This is a genomic window from Enterobacter sp. MALB-1, from assembly GCF_041021625.1.
Lineage (GTDB): Bacteria > Pseudomonadota > Gammaproteobacteria > Enterobacterales > Enterobacteriaceae > Enterobacter > Enterobacter oligotrophicus.
In genome coordinates this window covers 3,334,114-3,352,059 of record NZ_JBDPJL010000001.1, presented here as the reverse complement: position 1 = coordinate 3,352,059, position 17,946 = coordinate 3,334,114, and the positions used below count along the sequence as shown (strand labels likewise).

At 56.2% G+C, this 17,946-nt stretch carries 15 protein-coding genes; 5 read left to right on the top strand and 10 right to left on the bottom strand.

The annotated features are described in order from the left end of the window. Positions 1–11: 11 nt before the first annotated feature. Together ybaL and ABGB15_RS16100 are read right to left on the bottom strand one after the other, a co-directional pair. On the bottom strand, positions 12–1,688 hold the full coding sequence (gene ybaL, locus ABGB15_RS16105) for a YbaL family putative K(+) efflux transporter (RefSeq protein WP_152083705.1): 1,677 nt from the start codon (positions 1,686–1,688) through the stop codon (positions 12–14). Positions 1,689–1,919: 231 nt separating this feature from the next. Beyond that, positions 1,920–3,140: an MFS transporter gene (locus ABGB15_RS16100; RefSeq protein ID WP_152083706.1), complete on the bottom strand. Its 1,221-nt coding sequence runs from the start codon at positions 3,138–3,140 to the stop codon at positions 1,920–1,922. A 168-nt stretch (positions 3,141–3,308) separates the two neighbouring features. Here ABGB15_RS16100 and ushA point away from each other — a divergent pair, with 168 nt between their 5' ends. Continuing rightward, positions 3,309–4,961 (top strand): bifunctional UDP-sugar hydrolase/5'-nucleotidase UshA, encoded by a 1,653-nt coding sequence (ushA, locus tag ABGB15_RS16095; protein ID WP_215722762.1) that lies wholly within the window; start codon positions 3,309–3,311, stop codon positions 4,959–4,961. 95 nt (positions 4,962–5,056) lie between these two features. Here the strand turns inward: ushA and ybaK are convergent, their stop codons facing one another. From ybaK to copA, 3 genes are all read right to left on the bottom strand, one after another. Next, positions 5,057–5,536, bottom strand: coding sequence for a Cys-tRNA(Pro)/Cys-tRNA(Cys) deacylase YbaK (ybaK, locus tag ABGB15_RS16090; RefSeq protein WP_215722763.1), 480 nt, complete (start codon positions 5,534–5,536; stop codon positions 5,057–5,059). Between the two features lie 199 nt (positions 5,537–5,735). Next, positions 5,736–6,530 carry a TraB/GumN family protein gene (locus ABGB15_RS16085; protein ID WP_215722764.1) on the bottom strand — a complete coding sequence of 265 codons (795 nt, stop codon included), beginning with the start codon at positions 6,528–6,530 and terminating at the stop codon, positions 5,736–5,738. Between the two features lie 50 nt (positions 6,531–6,580). Continuing rightward, complete coding sequence (gene copA / locus ABGB15_RS16080) at positions 6,581–9,079, bottom strand: copper-exporting P-type ATPase CopA (RefSeq protein WP_215722765.1); 2,499 nt, start codon at positions 9,077–9,079, stop codon at positions 6,581–6,583. A 108-nt stretch (positions 9,080–9,187) separates the two neighbouring features. Between copA and cueR the strand changes: the two genes are divergently transcribed. Next, entirely contained in the window at positions 9,188–9,598 is a 411-nt protein-coding gene (gene cueR / locus ABGB15_RS16075; RefSeq protein ID WP_152083711.1) for a Cu(I)-responsive transcriptional regulator, read from the top strand. Here cueR and ABGB15_RS16070 read toward each other — a convergent pair. From ABGB15_RS16070 to tesA, 5 genes are all read right to left on the bottom strand, one after another. Then, the gene (locus tag ABGB15_RS16070) at positions 9,595–10,047 is read right to left on the bottom strand and encodes an NfeD family protein (protein WP_215722766.1); all 453 of its coding nucleotides are present in this window, start codon (positions 10,045–10,047) and stop codon (positions 9,595–9,597) included. The genes cueR and ABGB15_RS16070 overlap by 4 nt on opposite strands. Beyond that, complete coding sequence (locus ABGB15_RS16065; protein ID WP_152083713.1) at positions 10,044–10,958, bottom strand: SPFH domain-containing protein; 915 nt, start codon at positions 10,956–10,958, stop codon at positions 10,044–10,046. The genes ABGB15_RS16070 and ABGB15_RS16065 overlap by 4 nt, the downstream gene beginning before the upstream one ends. A gap of 245 nt (positions 10,959–11,203) precedes the next feature. Next, complete coding sequence (locus tag ABGB15_RS16060; RefSeq protein WP_215722767.1) at positions 11,204–12,058, bottom strand: co-chaperone YbbN; 855 nt, start codon at positions 12,056–12,058, stop codon at positions 11,204–11,206. Between the two features lie 59 nt (positions 12,059–12,117). Continuing rightward, positions 12,118–12,927 carry an SDR family oxidoreductase gene (locus ABGB15_RS16055; protein ID WP_215722768.1) on the bottom strand — a complete coding sequence of 270 codons (810 nt, stop codon included), beginning with the start codon at positions 12,925–12,927 and terminating at the stop codon, positions 12,118–12,120. Continuing rightward, a complete protein-coding gene (gene tesA / locus ABGB15_RS16050; protein WP_152083716.1) occupies positions 12,908–13,540 on the bottom strand; it encodes a multifunctional acyl-CoA thioesterase I/protease I/lysophospholipase L1 in 633 nt (210 codons plus the stop codon). Before tesA ends, ABGB15_RS16055 begins: the two co-directional genes overlap by 20 nt. Between tesA and ybbA the strand changes: the two genes are divergently transcribed. The 3 genes from ybbA to ABGB15_RS16035 all read left to right on the top strand — a co-directional run bounded on the left by ybbA (position 13,511) and on the right by ABGB15_RS16035 (position 17,936). Beyond that, positions 13,511–14,197, top strand: coding sequence for a putative ABC transporter ATP-binding protein YbbA (gene ybbA / locus ABGB15_RS16045; RefSeq protein WP_215722769.1), 687 nt, complete (start codon positions 13,511–13,513; stop codon positions 14,195–14,197). The two genes, tesA and ybbA, sit on opposite strands and share 30 nt — an antisense overlap. Next, entirely contained in the window at positions 14,194–16,608 is a 2,415-nt protein-coding gene (gene ybbP / locus ABGB15_RS16040; RefSeq protein WP_215722770.1) for a putative ABC transporter permease subunit YbbP, read from the top strand. Before ybbA ends, ybbP begins: the two co-directional genes overlap by 4 nt. Positions 16,609–16,790: 182 nt before the next feature. Continuing rightward, positions 16,791–17,936 (top strand): porin, encoded by a 1,146-nt coding sequence (locus ABGB15_RS16035; protein ID WP_152083719.1) that lies wholly within the window; start codon positions 16,791–16,793, stop codon positions 17,934–17,936. Positions 17,937–17,946 lie beyond the last annotated feature (10 nt).

Here is a 17,946-nt window from a genome sequence, read left to right as displayed (position 1 = left end):
GCAGGCTTTCTTTAACCCGACACCGTCACTTCAACCGGCGGTTTCTCCAGCAGCGTCAGCATTGTATTCGCAATTTCACGCTCACCCATCACCACCTGATTTGCACCGCGTTCGGTGATGTACTCGACTTCGTCGTCATAGTGGGCCCGCGCGATAATCTCAATATTCGGGCACTTTTCGCGCGCCGACGCCACAATCTCACCCGCTTCATAGCCGTTTGGAATGGTCAGCAGCAGCCAGCGCGCGCAGTCCAGGTGCGCCAGATTCATGATCTCTTCATTCGCTGCATTGCCCAGCACGGCACGAATACCACGCTCGCGCAGCTCATCGACGCGAGTGCGTGACGTTTCAATCACCACCAGCGGAATGCCCTGCGCCATCAGCTTCTCTCCGAGCAGGCTGCCGACGCGGCCGAAGCCGACCAGCAGCGCATGGTTACAGATATCCACCGGGATCTGCTTCTCTTCTTCCGTCGCTTCTTCCAGCGTTTGCTCTTCCAGCGTCTCGGTTTTCTCGAGGTATTTTTCCAGCAGCGCAAACAGTACCGGATTCAGCATAATGGAGAGGATCGCCCCCGCGAGAACCAGATTTTGCCCGGCCTGCGGCAACAGGTTCAGCGCCATGCCCAGTCCGGCCAGAATAAAGGCGAATTCACCGATCTGCGCCAGACTGGCGGCAATGGTCAGCGCCGTGCGCGGCGAGTGACCAAACAGACGCACCAGGAAGAAGGCGGCAACCGACTTACCAAAGATGATAATCGCCAGCGTGCCCAACACGGCCAGCGGTTGTTGGATCAGGATCAGCGGGTCGAACAGCATCCCGACGGAGACAAAGAACAGCACCGCAAACGCGTCACGCAGCGGCAGGGTATCGTGTGCGGCGCGGTGGCTCAGCTCGGATTCGTTCAGCACCATTCCGGCGAAGAACGCACCCAGCGCAAAGGAGACATCGAACAGCTCTACGGCACCAAAGGCGATACCCAGCGCCAGCGCCAGCACGGAAAGGGTAAACAGTTCGCGGGAACCGGTCGCGGCACTGCGGGACATGATCCACGGTACCAGACGGCGGCCGACCAGCATCATGATGGCAATAAATGCCACAACCTTACCGATAGTGATGCTCATATCCAGCGCCAGCGAGGCGAAGCCAACGTTGTCTTTTTCCATCATTCCGGCGACAGCGGGCAGCAGAACCAGCGTCAGTACCATCACCAGGTCTTCTACAATCAGCCAGCCAATCGCGATCTGCCCGCGCTGGCTGTCTATCAACTGCCTCTCTTCAAGCGCGCGCAGCAGCACCACGGTACTGGCGGTTGAAAGACACAGCCCGAACACGATACCGGTCATCAGTGACCAGCCCAGCACTGCTGAGAGCGCCATTCCCAGTAGCGTCGCCACCCCTATCTGGGCGATCGCTCCCGGTATGGCGATAGACTTTACCGCCATCAGATCCTTCAGTGAGAAATGCAGACCGACGCCAAACATCAGCAGAATCACGCCTAATTCCGCCAGTTCGGGAGCCAGTTTAGTATCCGCCACAAAACCTGGCGTAAACGGTCCCGCCAGCACACCCGCTAATAAATAGCCTACAAGAGGTGAAATACGCAGTTTGTTGGCAATCATGCCAAGGATAAAAGCGAGCACAAGTCCACCAACAATGGTGGTGATAAGCGGTGTGGCGTGATGCATTCCGTCTCCTTTCGTGATGGGTGTTCCTCTTTTGGCGTAAACACCAAAAAGCCGATTAATAGTTTATGACAATTTTCATTGTTATGTTTATGAATAATTGTTGAAGTTTGAATAAAACAGCAATATGCGGTCAAAAAAGCAGATTTTGATAAATTCGGGGGCGTAGAGAGAAGAAAGCCTTATAGCATCAGGGGATCAGGTCGCCAAAGTAAAACTTTAGCGACCCGGAAATTACGCTTTGTGGCGGTTGTCAGGCAGGAATATGGTCAACATCCCCAGAAGTGGCAGGAAAGCGCAGATTTTATAGACCAGGAAGATGCTGGTGTGGTCTGCAACCATCCCCAATACCGCCGCGCCCAGGCCGCCCATGCCGAAGGCAAAGCCGAAAAAGAGACCGGAAACCATACCGATACGGCCCGGTAAGAGTTCCTGGGCATAGACCAGAATGGCCGAGAACGCCGAGGCAAGAATAAACCCAATGATGACGGTTAAAATCCCTGTCCATTCAAGGCTTGCGTAGGGTAAAACCAGCGTAAACGGCGCGACACCCAGAATAGAGCCCCAAATCACATATTTACGTCCGATTTTATCGCCAACAGGCCCGCCAATCACCGTGCCTGCGGCCACTGCAAACAGGAAGGCAAACAGGTGGAACTGGGCGTTTTGTACCGATAATCCGAATTTTTGCATCAGATAAAAGGTGTAATAGCTGCTGATACTCGCCATGTAGAAGTATTTCGAGAAAATCAGCACCAGAAGCACGCTGACCGCGAGGATAATCTTGTTACGGGGAAGAGGATTGATAACCTTCGCGGCAGGTTTACCTTTATTCACGCGGTGCTGAGCGGCATACCAGCGGCTAATTTGTGCCAGAACGATAATCGCCAGCAGGGCCGCGAGCACAAACCACGCCACATTACCTTTGCCGTATGGGGCGATGATCACTGCGGCCAGCAGTGGGCCGAGGGAACTGCCAAAATTCCCGCCCACCTGGAACAGGGATTGCGCCAGCCCGTGACGGCCACCGGAGGCCATACGCGCCACGCGGGAGGATTCCGGGTGGAACACTGACGATCCGGTGCCGACCAGCGCGGCGGCGACCAGTACCGCTTCAAAGCTGCCCGCTATGGCCAGCAGTACCAGCCCGCTCAGGGTAAAGCACATGCCAATCGGCAGCGACCACGGCATCGGATATTTATCCGTCCAGTAACCGACAACGGGCTGCAGTAGCGAGGAGGCCAGCTGGAAGGTCAGGGTGATCATCCCGATCTGTACGAAGGTTAATGAAAACTCGGACTGCAGCAGCGGATAGATCGCCAGAATCAGCGACTGGATCATGTCGTTGAGCAGATGCGAGAGACTGATTGCGCCTAATACCTTAAATGAGGTGCGCGATTTTGGCGGCGACGCCGGAGCGCCCGAAACGGGCTGGGTTGATTCACTGATTGCCATAGAGAGAATTACCACGTCTTTAGTTATTAGAAATGCAGGGTGTAATTATTATCCGACTAACATACCCGTCTGTGACATTTGAAGAAAGTCGCAATTCTGAAAACATATTTGTCTATTCTGATTACTCATTGTAATTTTTGCGTTTGTCTATGGTCAGGGAGAGAGAAGATGAAGTTAATGAAGCGTGGCATTGCGCTGGCGTTGATCGCTGCATGGGGGCTGGCAAGCCTGCCCGCGCAGGCGTATGAGAAAGACAAAACCTATAAAATCACCATTCTGCATACCAACGATCACCACGGTCACTTCTGGCGCAGCGAATACGGCGAATATGGCCTGTCTGCTCAAAAAACGCTGGTGGATGGCATTCGTAAAGAGGTGGCGGCAGAAGGTGGCAGTGTGCTGCTGTTATCCGGTGGCGATATCAATACTGGCGTACCAGAATCCGACCTGCAGGATGCGGAGCCAGACTTTCGCGGCATGAATTTAATCGGCTACGACGCGATGGCCGTTGGTAACCATGAGTTTGATAATCCGCTGAGCGTGCTGCGCCAGCAGGAGAAATGGTCCAAATTCCCGTTCCTCTCCGCCAATATTTACCAGAAAAGCACCGGCGAGCGTTTATTTAAGCCGTGGGCGCTGTTTAAGCGCCAGGATCTGAAAATCGCGGTGATTGGGTTAACGACTGACGACACGGCAAAAATTGGCAACCCTGAGTTCTTCACCGATATAGAATTCCGCAAACCGGCAGATGAAGCGAAGCTGGTGATTCAGGAGTTACAGCAGAACGAGAAACCGGACGTCATTATCGCCGCCACTCATATGGGCCACTACGACAACGGTGAGCATGGCTCTAATGCTCCTGGCGACGTGGAGATGGCACGCAGCCTGCCAGCGGGCTCGCTGGCGATGATTGTGGGTGGTCACTCACAGGACCCGGTGTGCATGGCGTCAGAGAATAAAAAACAGGTGGATTATGTGCCCGGCACGCCGTGTGCGCCGGATCGTCAGAACGGCATCTGGATTGTGCAGGCCCACGAGTGGGGCAAATACGTGGGCCGCGCGGATTTTGAATTCCGTAACGGCGAGATGAAACTGGTGCATTACCAGCTTATTCCGGTCAACCTGAAGAAGAAGGTCACTTACCCGAACGGGAAAAGTGAGCGCGTACTTTATACGCCAGAAATTGCGGAAAACCAGCAGATGCTCTCGCTGCTGACGCCGTTCCAGAGTAAAGGCAAAGCGCAGCTGGACGTGAAGATCGGCACGCTGAATGGTCGCCTGGAAGGGGATCGCAGCAAAGTTCGTTTTGTGCAGACTAACATGGGGCATCTGGTGCTGGCGGCACAAATGGCGCGTACAAACGCTGATTTTGGCGTGATGAGCGGCGGCGGCATTCGTGACTCCATTGAAGGCGGAAATATCACCTATAAAGATGTGCTGAAGGTACAGCCGTTTGGTAACGTGGTGGTGTATGCGGATATGAGCGGTAAAGAGGTGATTGACTACCTGACCGCCGTGGCGCAGATGAAGCCGGACTCCGGGGCCTATCCGCAGTTTGCAAACGTCAGCTTTGTGGCGAAAGATGGCAAGCTGAATGACCTCAAAATCAAAGGCGAGCCGGTTGATCCCGCCAAAACCTACCGTCTGGCAACGTTAAGTTTCAATGCCACCGGCGGTGACGGCTATCCGCATATTGATAATAAACCGGGCTATGTGAATACCGGCTTTATCGATGCGGAAGTGCTGAAGCAGTTTATCCAGCAGAATTCACCGATTGACGTGAATGCGTACGAGCCGAAGGGTGAGGTGAGCTGGCAGTAGTGCGGGGTTTGGTTGCCCGATGGCGCTGCGCTTACCGGGCCTACGGGAGCAACATGTAGGCCGGGTAAGGCGTAGCCGCCACCCGGCTTTTTCGTCTACTCCCGGCGCGCAATATCCGCAAATTTCGCGTCCAGCATTTTCGCCAGATCGCCCGCCGCCAGTTCGATATCCAGCCCGCGTTTGCCGCCAGAAATATAGATGGTTTCAAATTCCTGCGAAGGCGCATCGATCAGCGTTGGCAGACGCTTTTTCTGCCCCAGTGGGCTGATCCCGCCAACCAGATAGCCGGTGCTGCGTTGCGCAGCCATCGGGTCTGCCATATCGACCTTTTTTGCCCCCAGCGCTTTGGCGACTTTTTTCAGATCCAGTTGTCCCGCAACAGGTGTCACCGCGACGGCGAGATGTTTCATATCACCATTCACGGCAACCAGCAGCGTTTTATAGACCTGGTCGGCATTCAGACCCAGTTTACGCACCACTTCATCACCAAAATTTGTCTCGTGCGGATCGTGATCGTAAGTGTGTATCCGGAAAGAAATTTTGTTTTTTTCGAGTAATTTAACGGCGGGAGTCATAGCTATCCTTCTTACGACAGACAATTCATGCCAACAGCATACGCCTGACGTTTGTCTAAAAAATAGCACCATCTTGCGCAATAGTATTGGCAGTGATGGTCACTTTGAGCGACAATCGGCTCAACCGAAGGTCTCCTTCGGCATAATAAAAACGATGAAATTCCTCTTTGACGGGCCAATAGAAATATTGGCCATTTTTTTATTTCAGCAGTGAGGGTAAATTCCCTTCCCCATACAAATGCAGCGCGCCAACGGCCACGACATACCTCCCGGCAGGCAGAGCATACAGCGTTTCTCGCCACGCCTGATTGCGCGCGTTCATCAGCACATCATACAACGATTCGCTGAACGTTGACGGTAATGTCAGCTTACTGCCCGTGGGCGGCGCATCCAGCCACCAGCCGATCATCGTTTGCAACAGACGCGCGTTGGTGTGCCAGTGGGTGAGGGTGTCATCCAGCAGCATCAGGCCATCATCGGGAAGCTGGCGAAGCAGGGCAATCTGGCTGTCCGTTCCTTCCAGCTCAATGATGGGCATACTGCGTGCCCGCGCCGTATTTAACAGCTGATAGTCAATGCCGTAATCACCGCGCAGCCCCAGGCGCTGCGCCTGCGTTGCCTGCAATACCATCGCAATTTGCCACAGCGGCAGGGTGTCCAGCATGGCGAGCGATACGCCGGTTTCATCCGCGAGCCGCGTCAATTCGGTCAGTTGGGCTTCGTTGAGACGTTCTGCAAGAGGACGAGCGCTCTCCAGTCCTGCAAACGGTGACTCATGACCCGAAATATCGGCCTCAACGACCAGCGCGTCAGCATGCTTTAGCAGTTTTATCAGGCCGGCAGGCAGCGGGGACATATCCTGCGTGCCCATATGGATGCTGCCCACAAGGTGCAGGTGTTGCCCGCCGGGGAGTGAGATATCCATACCAGGCCAGGCATAACGTCGGGGGAAGAGGGCGCGAAACGATGCTTTTATACGATTAAACAGACTCATACGCGCTCCATGACCGGAAAGGTTCATGCTAGCGCGTAGGAGAAGAAGGTTCAATCCTTCGGTTTAAACCGCAGCAGCCGGTTGGCGTTGCTCACTACCGTAATGGAGGAGAGCGCCATGGCAGCCCCAGCCACCACCGGGTTTAGCAGCGTTCCGGTCAGCGGCCACAAAATTCCGGCGGCAATCGGTATCCCGAAGGCGTTGTAGATGAACGCTCCCAGCAGGTTCTGCTTCATGTTGCGCAACGTTGCTTTCGAAATGGCCAGCGCATCCGCAACCCCCATCAGACTGTGGCGCATCAATGTAATCGCTGCCGTTTCAATGGCAACATCGCTCCCGCCACCCATCGCAATACCTACATCCGCCTGGGCCAGCGCCGGCGCGTCGTTGATACCGTCGCCGACCATCGCCACCTGACGCCCCTGACGTTGCAGGTTCTTAATCGCATCCGCTTTGCCATCCGGCAGCACGCCTGCAATCACCTCATCAATACCGGCTTCTTTGGCAATAGCGTTAGCCGTCGTTGGGTTATCCCCGGTCAGCATTACCAGGCGATAACCCGCGCGGTGCAGGCGTTGTAACGCGTCCATACTGTCCTGGCGTAACGGATCGCGCACAGCCAGTAGCGCTATCGCCTGACCGTCGACCGCCAGCAGCACCGGCGTTGCTCCCTGAGAAGCCTGCGTTTTCAGTTCACTCTCCAGCGCTGAGGTATCAATGCCGTTTTCATTCAGTAGCGCCTGATTGCCCAGCAGCAGCGCGTGGCCCTCTGCTTCACCGCTAACACCCAGCCCGCGGAGAGTACGGAAGTTGCTGACCTGTGGCAGAGCGGAATCATTCGCTTTATCGAGAATGGCGCGAGCCAGCGGGTGGCTGGAACCTTGTTCCAGGGCCGCGGCGAGACGAAGTGCGTCTGCTTTCGCGAAGCCGATGGTATGCACCGCCACGACCTGCGGTTTCCCTTCCGTCAGCGTCCCGGTTTTATCAAAGACCAGTGTATCCAGCGTACTTGCGCGCTGCAGGGCATCGGCATCACGCACCAGCACGCCAAACTCGGCGGCGCGGCCGACGCCTGAGATAATTGACATCGGTGTTGCCAGGCCGAGCGCACACGGGCAGGCGATGATCAGCACCGTGGTGGCAATCACCAGCGTATAAACAATCTGCGGTGCGGGGCCAAAGATATACCAGATTGCCGCACTCAGCAGGGCAATCCCCACAACAACCGGAACGAAAATGGCGGAAATTTTATCCGCAAGCTGACCAATTTCCGGCTTGCTGCTCTGCGCCTGGCGAACCATGCGAATAATACGCGACAGCGTGGTATGGCTGCCGACGGCGCGGGCGCTGAATAGCACGCTGCCGTCCTGTACGACCGTACCCGCGTGCACCGCGTCGCCCTGCGATTTCTGCTGTGGGATGGGTTCGCCGGTGAGCATCGCTTCATCAAACCAGGCTTCGCCCTGGGTAATTTCACCGTCGACGGGGACACGGTCACCGGTAGTCAGGCGCAGCGTCATACCGGGCTGAACGTCCGCCAGCGGAACGTTTTTTTCGCCATCCTCCGTTACCACGCGTGCCGTCGGGGGGGTTAAATCAAGGAGCCGTTCCAGCGCCTTCGAGGAGCGCTGACGGGCGCGGGCTTCGAGCATATGGCCTAAGTTAATCAGGCCGATAATCATCGCGCTCGCTTCATAATAGAGATGACGTGCTTCCATTGGGAACCACTGCGGCCAGACGTTAACGCTCATCGAGTAGAGCCATGCTGCGCCGGTGCCGAGGGCAACCAGCGTATCCATTGTCGCCGCGCGATTTTTCAGGCTCTTCCATGCGCTGGTGTAGAAATGCCCGCCAGCAAAGACCATTACGGCAAGCGTAATGAACCCAATCACCAGCCACAGCGTGCGGTTATCCGCGGTGACCATCATGTTGTCGCCGAGCATGCCCCACACCATTACCGGAATACCGACCAGCAGGGCGACAATTGCCTGCCAGCGGAAGCGTTTCATGGTGGCGATGGCCGTTTCCTGCTGGCGTTCGCGGCGTTTGGCATCGTCTTCGATGGCTTCTGCGCCATAGCCCGCTTTCTCAACGGCCTGCACTAAATCAGCGGCGGAAGCACTGCCCATCACCAGCGCAGTACGTTCCGCAAGATTAACCCGTGCCTGCGCGACGCCGGGCACAGCCTGCAATGCATTCTGTACTCTGGAGACGCAGCTGGCGCAGCTCATGCCGTTGATCAGCAGCTGTTGGCTGTCATCAATGTCATCCGCTACCGGAAGCTCAGGAGTGGCCGCTGTCAGTGCTTCCGACGGGGATGGTGACTCTGCCAGCGGTTTAGCCTTTGGGTGGCTTAGCTCCGCCCCGTAACCGGCCTGTTTGATGGTGTCGATCAGCGCATCTGCACTGGCGCTGCCGGTGACGGCGGCGTGATCGATAGTGACCTCGGCGCTCTCAACATCAGGACGCTGTTCCAGGCTTTCTTTAACGCGTTTGACACAGTGGCCGCAGGAGAGGCCGTCCAGTGTCAGGTCAATAGTGTGAGACATAACAAAACTCCCGTATAATGAACTGGTCAGTTGTTGACCTAAGTAACACTTTTCGCTAACTGTTATGAAGGTTAAACCTTCCATCAAGGGGAAGGTCAAGGGGGAAATGTGAATATCAGTGATGTTGCGAAAAAAACCGGATTGACCAGCAAAGCGATTCGTTTTTATGAAGAGAAAGGGCTGGTAACGCCGCCGCTGCGCAGTGAAAACGGCTACCGCAGTTACACGCAACGGCATCTTGATGAACTGACGTTACTGCGCCAGGCCAGACAGGTGGGTTTTAACCTGGAGGAGTGCGGCGAGCTGGTCAACCTGTTTAACGATCCGAAGCGTCACAGCGCGGACGTGAAAAAACGGACGCTGGAAAAAGTGGCAGAGATTGAGCGTCATATTGTTGAGCTGCAGTCGATGCGTGAACAGCTCCTGCAACTGGCGGAATCCTGTCCGGGTGATGACAGCGCCGACTGCCCGATTATCGACAACCTTTCCGGCTGCTGTCATCGCAAGACCCACGCTTAACAGGCTCTGACCCGCAGAGTTATCCCTTCTACCGCGATGACCTCAACCTGCGTTCCGGCGCTGAGGTCATCATCAGCCACTACCGGCCAGGAACTATCACCCACGCGCATATGTCCGCGTCCGTTCACCAGCGCGGCGTCGAGGGTAAAACGCTTGCCGACGATCTGCTGCCCGCGCTGATTAAGATGCGCATCCGCTGGTTTCTGCTCCCTGACCTGGCGGTTCAGCCAGCGCCACCACAGCCACGCGGCGATCAGCGTCAAAATGGCGAATGTCGCGCCCTGCCATTCCCAGCCGAAAGGCAGAATCCAGACGACCAGACCAGTAATCACGGCAGCTACGCCGCTCCAGAGCAGGTAGCCGTTGCCGCCAAGCATCTCCGCGGCCAGCAACAAACCACCGAGGCTTAGCCAGAACGCATGAGGATGTGCAACAATCAGCTCAATCATTTTTTACGCTCGTTTCCGCTGTCTTTGATCAGTTCAGCAATCCCGGCAATGGAACCCATCAGGCTGCTGGCATCCAGCGGCATCATCACCACTTTGCTGTTGTTCGCGGAGCCGATCTCTTTCAGGGCATCAGTATATTTCTGCGCGACGAAGTAGTTCACGGCCTGGATATCACCGGCGGCAATGGCCTCGGATACCATCTGCGTCGCACGGGCTTCCGCTTCTGCTGAACGTTCACGCGCTTCCGCCTGTAAGAATGCCGACTGACGATCGCCCTCGGCTTTCAGGATCTGCGACTGCTTTTCCCCTTCGGCTTTCAGGATCTCCGCCTGACGCACCCCTTCGGCTTCCAGAATATAGGCGCGCTTGGTTCGTTCGGCTTTCATCTGGGCGTTCATGGAGGCGATAAGCTCTGCCGGTGGACGCACGTCACGGATCTCAATACGGGTGACTTTGATCCCCCAGGGATTGGTGGCTTCATCAACAATGTGCAGCAGGCGGGTGTTGATGCTGTCGCGCTGGGAAAGCATCTCGTCCAGCTCCATGGAGCCAAGTACGGTACGGATGTTGGTCATCGTCAGGTTCACGATCGCCAGCTCCAGGTTGCTCACTTCATACGCGGCTTTCGGGGCATCGATCACCTGAATAAAGCAGACCGCATCAATGGTGACGTTGGCGTTGTCTTTAGAGATCACTTCCTGAGAAGGAATATCCAGTACCTGTTCCATCATATTGATCTTGCGACCAATGCGGTCCATGAAAGGAACAATCAGGCTTAAACCGGGCTGCAATGTGTTGGTATAACGACCGAAGCGTTCTACCGTCCACTGATAGCCCTGCGGAACAATTTTGACGCCTGCGCCTACAATGACCAGCGCAACGAAAATAAGGACAGGAATAACGATGAGCATAAAACCTCCTGTTTTGAATGCTGTAATGAGAAAATTGCGTGTTTGTTGTTCTAAGTATATCGGTTAACGGGGGGAAATTCGCCCCTGTAAAGAGGTGGGAAACGGACAACCGGAAACTAAAATCATTGCCTGATATCGGGCGTCCTATAACGCGTGGTAATTGCGCCGGGCGGCACGTTTGCCCGGCCTACGGTGTAACCGTTCATTGTAGGCCCGGTAAGCGTTAGCGCCACCGGGCTTTTGCATCAGTAGAGCAGCGCGTACAGCTGACGACGATACTTAGACGCCAGCGCATCACCCGTGCCCAGTGCAGCCAGGATCTCCTGGAACATCTTCCGCGCCTGACCCTCTGCGGCAGCAAGGTCTTTCTGCAGATGGCTGAACAGCAGTTCCAGCGCCTCTTCATTACGGCCTACCTGATGCAGTTGCAATGCGAGCTGGCTCGCCAGCGCGGCATCGGCCGGATTATCGGCGACCTGCTGTTGAAGCTGCTGAATTTCAGGAGTATCTGCCGCCTGTTTCAGCAGTTCAATTTGCGCGACCAGACCCTGATAACGGGTATCCTGATCCTGTAGCGGAACGGTTTTCAGCACGGCTTCTGCATCGTCTGAACGGTGCAGGGCTATCTGCGTTTCCGCGAGCAGCAGGCCAATCTGGCTATCCTGATTCGACAACTGCCAGGCGTCTTTCAGCAGCGGCAGCGCTTCGTCATATTTACCTTCCTGCATCAACGCCGCGGCTTCCTGCGCTTTCAGCTCTTCTTCGCGTGGCAGCACTTTATCCAGCAGGGCGCGGATCGCCTCTTCTGGCTGCGGCCCCTGGAAGCCATCGACAGGCTGGCCGTTCTGGAACAGATAGACCGTTGGGATCGCACGCAGGCCGAACTGTGACGCCACCATCGGCTCTGCGTCACAATCCAGTTTCGCCAGAATGAACTGACCATTGTACTGCGCAGCAAGGCTCTCCAGTACCGGCGTCAGCTGCAGACAGTGTTGGCTGCGTTCAGACCAGAAGTAGAACAGCACCGGTTGCGTCATCGACTGTTCGAGGATCTGTTGTAGGTTTGCTTCAGTGATATTGACGATATTCTGTACGGACATACGGCATTCTCTTTTATCGGTTTGTTCTTTACATGGGGGGGAAGCGGCGATGCTTCAACTCAGCCATGTAAAATTTTGTCCATCATCCGGCCCGGCAGCAGGCGTTTTAGCCAGCCGACGGCATGGGTCACCAGCGTGACCGGATAGCGTATTTTGGGTTTATCACTCTCAAAAGCATGGCGCACTTTGGCGACAACGGCCTCCGGGCCAAGCGTAAAACGTGCGGCGATACCCGGATTTTCGACGGGATTGTCCGCTTGCGTCTGGTTTACGTTCTCGGTAAAACGGGTTCGGATAGGGCCGGGTTCAATCAGGCTGACCTTGATCCCGCTGTGGCGCAGCTCCATACGCAGGGCATCCGACCAGGCTTCCAGCGCGTATTTACTGGCGGCGTAGGCCCCGCGGCCTGGGGTAGAGATCAGTCCCATCACGGATGATGTCATGACGATACGCCCTTCACCGTGCGGCAGCATGGCGGGAAGCAGACGCATCGTCAGCTGATGCACACCAAAAAAATTGGCAGAAAACTGTTGCTCAAGCTGTTCTCGTGAAAGGGTCTGCAACGGGCCGTACACGCCAAAACCGGCATTATTAAACAAGCCGAATAATCGGTTTTCGGTCAGCGCGATAACCTCGTCGGCGGCACGTTCAATACTCTCTGGTGAATCCAGATCCAGCAAAATGCCGGTTAAACCCTTGCCATTCATGCGTTCGACATCTTCGGATTTGCGGCAGGCTGCCAGCACCCAAAATCCCTGACGCTTCAGTTCAAGGGCACTTTCAAGGCCAATTCCGCTGGAACATCCTGTTATTAAGACCGATTTTTGCATAACTTTACCTGTCAGGATCTCAGCTGTTTGACGAGTCATGTTTTACTAAAGGGGCCAGCTGCGTTGCCATCCAGTCGGCAATAAACGGCTGGGCATCGCGGTTGGGGTGAATACCATCGTCCTGCATCCACTGGGGTTTCAGATAGACCTCTTCCATGAAAAATGGCAGCAGCGGAATATCAAACTCTTTGGCAAGCGCAGGATAGATCGCGCTAAAGGCTTCATTATACCGACGACCGTAGTTGGCGGGCAGGCGAATTTGCATGAGCAGCGGCTGTGCGTTGGCCGCTTTAATATCCTGCAAAATGGTGCGCAGCGTTTGCTCCGTTTGCTGAGGCTGGAAGCCGCGCAAGCCGTCATTGCCGCCCAGCTCCACCAGCACCCAGCGCGGCTGGTGTTGCTTGAGCAGGGCGGGGAGTCGCGACAGCCCCTGCTGGGAGGTATCGCCGCTGATACTGCCGTTAACGACGGTGGTTTGAGATTGCCATTTGTCGTTGAGCAGGGCGGGCCACGCTGCACTGGCCGCCATACGATAGCCTGCGCTCAGGCTATCGCCCAGAACGAGTAACGTGTCCGCAGCCGCCGCGCGGAAGGTCAACAGAATCAAAAACAGGAAGGGCAAATGCCAGCGGAAAACATTGTTGAAGTTCATCGTCTTAAGAAGTCCGTCGGTCAGGGGGAACACGAGCTTTCCATCCTTACCGGAGTTGAACTCGTTGTCAAACGCGCCGAAACCATCGCGCTGATTGGCGAATCCGGCTCCGGTAAGTCTACGCTGCTGGCCATTTTAGCCGGGCTGGACGATGGCAGCAGTGGCGAGGTCAACCTGGTGGGCCAGCCGCTGCACCAGCTTGATGAAGAGGCGCGTGCGGCCCTGCGTGCGCGGCACATCGGGTTTGTCTTTCAGTCCTTCATGCTTATTCCAACCCTGAATGCGCTGGAAAACGTGGAACTGCCGGGCCTGCTGCGCGGGGAAAATACCCGCGAGAGCCGCGATCATGCCAAAGCCTTGCTGGAACAGCTGGGGCTGGGAAAACGCCTTGACCATCTTCCGGCACAGCTTTCCGGCGGTGAGCAGCAACGCGTGGCGCTGGCGCGCGCCTTTAATGGCCGCCCGGAGGTGCTGTTTGCTGATGAACCTACCGGGAATCTTGACCGTAAAACCGGCGATAAGATTGCCGATCTGCTGTTTTCGCTCAACCGTGAACACGGCACCACGCTGATCCTGGTCACCCACGATCCCCAACTGGCTGCCCGCTGCGATCGCCGCCTGCGCCTGGTGAACGGTGTGCTTGAGGAGGAAGCATGATTACCCGCTGGTTCTGGCGCGAGTGGCGCTCGCCCTCTCTGCTGATTGTCTGGCTGGCGTTAAGCCTGGCGGTGGCGTGTGTGCTGGCGCTCGGCAGCGTCAGCGATCGAATGGAGAAAGGCTTAAGCCAGCAAAGCCGCGAATTTATGGCGGGCGATCGGGCGCTGCAAAGCTCGCGCCCGATCTCGCCCGCGTGGATTGACGAGGCGCGCAAGCAGGGGCTGAAGGTTGGTGAGCAGATTACTTTCCAGACCATGACCTTCGCAGGCGACACGCCACAGCTGGCCAGCGTTAAAGCGGTCGATGATATCTATCCAATGTACGGCGAACTGCAAACCAGCCCGCCAGAGTTAAAACCGAAAGCCGGTACGGTGCTGCTGGCTCCGCGCCTGATGGCGCTCCTGAACCTGAAAACCGGTGACAGTATCGACGTCGGTGATGCCACGCTAAAAATTGCCGGGGAAGTGGTGCAGGAGCCTGATTCCGGCTTTAATCCATTCCAGCTCGCGCCGCGTCTGCTGATGAACACCGCTGACGTGGCGAAAACCAATGCGGTGCAGCCGGGAAGCCGCGTCACCTGGCGCTACAAATTTGGCGGTACGCCTGCACAGCTGGATGCGTATGAAAAATGGTTGTTGCCACAGCTAAAACCGGAGCACCGCTGGTACGGGCTGGAGCAGGACGAGGGGGCGCTCGGTAAATCCCTTGAGCGCTCTCAGCAGTTCCTGCTGCTCTCGGCGCTGTTGACTCTGCTGCTGGCGGTGGCGGCCGTCGCCGTGGCGATGGGGCACTACTGCCGCAGCCGCTACGATCTGGTGGCGATCCTGAAAACCCTCGGCGCGGGCAGGGCGCAACTGCGCAAGCTGATCGTCGGCCAGTGGCTGATGGTACTGGCGTTGTCGGCAGTTACCGGCGGGGCAATAGGACTGGTGTTTGAAAAGCTGCTGATGGTGCTGCTTAAACCGGTGCTGCCTGCCGCGCTTCCGCCAGCCAGTCTCTGGCCGTGGCTGTGGGCTATTGGCGCAATGACGGTGATCTCGCTACTGGTTGGATTACGCCCGTACCGGCTACTGCTCGCGACACAACCGCTGCGCGTGTTGCGCCGTGATGTGGTGGCTAACGTCTGGCCGCTGAAATTTTACCTTCCCGTTATTATCGCCGTGGCGGTTGGTCTGCTGGCCTGGCTGATGGGCGGTAGCATGTTGTTATGGGCGGTACTGGCGGGCGCGGTGGTACTGGCGCTGCTGTGCGGCGCACTCGGCTGGATGTTGCTCAATGTGCTCAGGAAGCTGACCGTCAAATCGCTTGCGGTGAGGCTGGCGATCAACCGCCTGCTGCACCAGCCGTGGTCTACCCTCAGCCAGCTTTCGGCGTTTTCGCTGTCGTTTATGCTGCTGGCGCTTCTGCTGGTACTGCGTGGCGATCTGCTGGATCGCTGGCAACAGCAGCTTCCACCAGAAAGCCCGAACTATTTCCTGATCAACATTGCACCTGAACAGGTGACACCGCTGAAAGCGTTTCTCTCAGAGCACCACATTGTGCCGGAGTCGTTCTACCCGATTGTTCGCGCGCGTCTGACGCAAATCAACGGCCAGCCGACGGAGGGCAATACAGACGAAGCACTTAACCGCGAGCTGAATCTGACCTGGCAGGAGCAGCGTCCCGATCACAACCCGATTACCGCTGGCACCTGGCCGCCGAAAGCGGGTGAAGTGTCGATGGAAGAGGGGCTGGCGAAGCGCCTGAACGTCAGGCTGGGGGACAGCGTGACCTTTACCGGTGATACACAGGACTTCAGCGCCAGAGTGACCAGCCTGCGCAAGGTGGACTGGGAAAGCCTGCGGCCCAACTTCTTCTTTATCTTCCCGGCGGGTGCGCTGGACGGGCAGCCACAAAGCTGGCTGACCAGCTTCCGCTGGGAGAACGGTAACGGCATGCTGACTCAGCTTAACCGGGAATTTCCGACGGTGAGTCTGCTGGATATCGGCGCGATCCTGAAGCAGGTCGGGCAGGTACTGGAACAGGTGAGCCGCGCGCTGGAGGTGATGGTGGTGCTGGTGACAATCTGCGGTCTGCTGTTGCTGCTGGCACAGGTACAGGTGGGCATGCGGCAGCGTCATCAGGAGCTGGTGGTCTATCGCACGCTCGGTGCCAGCAAGCGTCTGTTACGCGCCACGCTCTGGAGCGAGTTCGCGCTGCTTGGGCTGGTGGCTGGTCTGGTGGCGGCCATCGGTGCAGAGACGGCGCTGGCGGTACTGCAGACCAGAGTCTTCGATTTCCCGTGGGAGCCTGACTGGCGGCTGTGGTTCACGCTACCTGTCTGTGGTGCGGTGCTGTTGTCGCTGTGCGGCGGCTGGCTGGGCACACGGCTGTTAAAAGGCAAAGCGCTGTTCCGGCAGTTTGTCAGTTAATTCATTTCCGTGATGATTGCGCACCGGTTTATATGCTGGTGCGTAATCACTTAGTAGCACAAATAGGTAATACCTCATGTTTTAGCAGCACAAAACATTAAAAACCCGCCCACACAGCCAGAATATTTCCAGTTAATATTCACCTGCTAAATATTTAGCAGCGTGTCTATTAAGGAAAAATAATGACTATAAAAAAAACAGCGCTGGCGGCAACCATCGGCGCAGCAGTGGCACTGGCGTCCTTTGCATCCCAGGCGGAAATCACTGTTCTTAAGCAAGATCCTCAGGCGGGTGACCCGCTGAGCCGTCTGAACTTCACCGTGGGCGGCAGTATTCGTCCGCAGTTCAACATGATGACCGGTGATGGTGATAAAGGCTCCTACAAACGTAATGGCTTCGATGGCGGCACCCGTTTCCGTTTCGCGGCTGATTACTATCTGTTTGATGACATCAGCTGGGTCAGCTACTACGAGCTGGGTGTGAACATTCCGGCGCTGTTCGACTGGGACAACCACTACGCAGAAGGCGCAAACGACACCTCTCGCCGTATGCTGTACACCGGCCTGAAAAGCGATACCTGGGGTACGCTGACCTTCGGTCAACAGAACAGCGTTTACTACGATGTGGTGGGGGCGAAAACCGATATCTGGGACTACGACATGATTGGTCAGGCTCCAGGAAACGGGATCAACGGCGACTATGACGGATCTTATCGTTCACGCAAAATGCTGAAATATAAGAAAACCGTGGGCGATGCGGATATCTATGCTTCTTACCTGTTTGAAGATGGTGAATACCTGCCAGGTAACGGCCTGCGTTACAAACGTAAAGGCGGCGGTTCACTGGGTCTGGATTACCACCTGACCACCGATCTGACCTGGGGCGCAGCATGGAACTACACCCGTGCGGAGATGCGTAACCCGGACAACGGCGACAGCAAAACCTACGACCAGAATATCCTCGGTACGGCGCTGAGCTGGACGCCGGATAACTGGACCTTCTCTGCTGGCGGCGGCTGGTATCAGAACTTCATGACCACCAAAAAAGTGTCTACCGACAACTACTTTGCTGGTGATGCGTGGGGTATTGAATACTTTGCAGGGTATAAATTCCCAATCAATCAGTATGCGGTGAAATCCATCCAGCCTTACTTCATGGGTGACCGTATTGAGTACGTGAATGGCCGTAACTACCAGCGCATCGACAACGGCGTGGGTATCAGCTTCCAGCTGGATTACGGTTTCCGTGTAGATTACGAACACGTGTTCACCTCCAGCACCGACGACCTGGGCGACATGAACCTGGTGCGTCTGCGTTACGACTTCTGAGTCGTCTGTT

Excerpts from the sequence above, each read along its gene's own strand:
- ABGB15_RS16055 (WP_215722768.1), bottom strand. The coding sequence starts at position 12,927 with ATGACTCGTCAAACAGCTGAGATCCTGACAGGTAAAGTTATGCAAAAA.
- ybaL (WP_152083705.1), bottom strand. The coding sequence starts at position 1,688 with ATGCATCACGCCACACCGCTTATCACCACCATTGTTGGTGGACTTGTG.
- copA (WP_215722765.1), bottom strand. The coding sequence starts at position 9,079 with ATGTCTCACACTATTGACCTGACACTGGACGGCCTCTCCTGCGGCCAC.
- tesA (WP_152083716.1), bottom strand. The coding sequence starts at position 13,540 with ATGAACTTCAACAATGTTTTCCGCTGGCATTTGCCCTTCCTGTTTTTG.
- ybaK (WP_215722763.1), bottom strand. The coding sequence starts at position 5,536 with ATGACTCCCGCCGTTAAATTACTCGAAAAAAACAAAATTTCTTTCCGG.
- ybbP (WP_215722770.1), top strand. The coding sequence starts at position 14,194 with ATGATTACCCGCTGGTTCTGGCGCGAGTGGCGCTCGCCCTCTCTGCTG.
- ABGB15_RS16085 (WP_215722764.1), bottom strand. The coding sequence starts at position 6,530 with ATGAGTCTGTTTAATCGTATAAAAGCATCGTTTCGCGCCCTCTTCCCC.
- ABGB15_RS16070 (WP_215722766.1), bottom strand. The coding sequence starts at position 10,047 with ATGATTGAGCTGATTGTTGCACATCCTCATGCGTTCTGGCTAAGCCTC.
- ABGB15_RS16060 (WP_215722767.1), bottom strand. The coding sequence starts at position 12,058 with ATGTCCGTACAGAATATCGTCAATATCACTGAAGCAAACCTACAACAG.
- ABGB15_RS16065 (WP_152083713.1), bottom strand. The coding sequence starts at position 10,958 with ATGCTCATCGTTATTCCTGTCCTTATTTTCGTTGCGCTGGTCATTGTA.
- ABGB15_RS16100 (WP_152083706.1), bottom strand. The coding sequence starts at position 3,140 with ATGGCAATCAGTGAATCAACCCAGCCCGTTTCGGGCGCTCCGGCGTCG.
- ABGB15_RS16035 (WP_152083719.1), top strand. The coding sequence starts at position 16,791 with ATGACTATAAAAAAAACAGCGCTGGCGGCAACCATCGGCGCAGCAGTG.
- ybbA (WP_215722769.1), top strand. The coding sequence starts at position 13,511 with ATGCCAGCGGAAAACATTGTTGAAGTTCATCGTCTTAAGAAGTCCGTC.
- ushA (WP_215722762.1), top strand. The coding sequence starts at position 3,309 with ATGAAGTTAATGAAGCGTGGCATTGCGCTGGCGTTGATCGCTGCATGG.